The organism is Pseudomonas syringae pv. cilantro (assembly GCF_001293775.1).
In the GTDB taxonomy this organism is placed as follows: Bacteria; Pseudomonadota; Gammaproteobacteria; order Pseudomonadales; family Pseudomonadaceae; genus Aquipseudomonas; species Aquipseudomonas syringae_P.
The window spans coordinates 1-1,186 of record NZ_LGLN01000026.1 but is presented as its reverse complement, the minus strand read 5'-3'; the positions used below and the strand labels follow the sequence as shown (position 1 = coordinate 1,186).

At 59.4% G+C, this 1,186-nt stretch carries 2 protein-coding genes and 1 pseudogene; all 3 read left to right on the top strand.

Annotated features, from left to right (window positions below):
• The coding region (locus tag ABJ99_RS04920) for a TIGR03759 family integrating conjugative element protein (RefSeq protein WP_080378013.1) at positions 1-454 on the top strand (454 nt) is incomplete at its 5' end.
• Positions 439-996, top strand: a complete 558-nt coding sequence (locus tag ABJ99_RS04915; protein ID WP_054084843.1) for a transglycosylase SLT domain-containing protein — start codon at positions 439-441, stop codon at positions 994-996. The genes ABJ99_RS04920 and ABJ99_RS04915, both read left to right, overlap by 16 nt.
• Positions 993-1,186, top strand: a pseudogene (locus tag ABJ99_RS26605) (integrating conjugative element protein); the annotation flags it as partial. The gene ABJ99_RS04915 and the pseudogene ABJ99_RS26605, both read left to right, overlap by 4 nt.

The following is a 1,186-nucleotide window of genomic DNA, read 5'->3' as shown; positions in this document are numbered from 1 at the left end:
GCGTCGCCGGTATGCCGAGCTTCAGGTCAAGGCAGAGGCGCAGCGCACGGCAAAAGAACTGGCTTACCAGCGCGCTTACGACGATGCTTTCAAGCGCCTCTACCCCAACCTGATGCCTATCGCCAGTTCGGCGTCGCAAGCCTCGGCCGCTGGCCCAGCGAACCAGGGTAACGGCCGATTGGCAGTGTTCGTCAAGGACGACTGCCCAGAATGCTCAGTTCGGGTTAAGGCCCTTCAAGCTCAGAAGCAGCCGTTTGACGTGTACATGGTGGGTAGCCAGAACGACGATGAGCGAATTCGCAACTGGGCGATTGTCTCGGGCATCGACCCTGCGAATGTCAGAACCCGACAAATCACCCTCAACCATGACGGTGGACGTTGGCTTGGCCTGAGCTTGGGTGGCGAGTTACCCGCCGTTGTGCGCGAGGTGAATGGGCAATGGCTGCGTCAGTGACGTGGGCAGGCCTTGCCCTGCTGTGCTTCGTGTTGACAAGCCATGCAGCCGAGCTTCCCCCGCCGGCTTATCAGTTGGCTGCCCGCGCAGCGAACATTCCGTCGGAAGTGCTCTACTCGGTGGCACTGCAGGAAAGTGGTACCCCACTGCGGGGCCAACTGGTCCCGTGGCCTTGGACGCTGAACGTTTCCGGCGCTAGTTATCGTTTTGCAACACGTGCCGATGCTTGCACAGCACTTATCATCGCACTCGCGCAGGCAGGCCCCAAGCGGGTCGACGTCGGATTAGGTCAGGTGAACATGGGCTGGAACGGCCAGAGGTTCAAATCAAGCAATCCGTGCGACGCGCTCAATCCCTACAAGAACCTTGATGTAGCTGCACAGATGCTCGCCGAACAGCGAGCGCTTGGCGGTGACTGGATCACCGTAGCCGGACGCTATCACCGGCCTGCCGGCGGCGCTCCAGCCGCCAATTACCGCAAGGCCTTTGCCAAACATCTCAGCCGGGTAACCGGCATCCAAATGCTGGTGACCAATCCATGACCCGATCAGTGATCCTCGGCGCAGCGCTCTGCCTCCCATTTATGATCTGCCAAGCTGCAGAGCTCACCGTGGTTGAAGACAAAGGTGGTGACTCAGCGTTGCCTTACTACCGATCTCTCAATCCCGAGCCATCCTCTTCTGTCTCAAATGATCTGACCCCACACCTGAATCCTGTAGCAGCACAGGGATT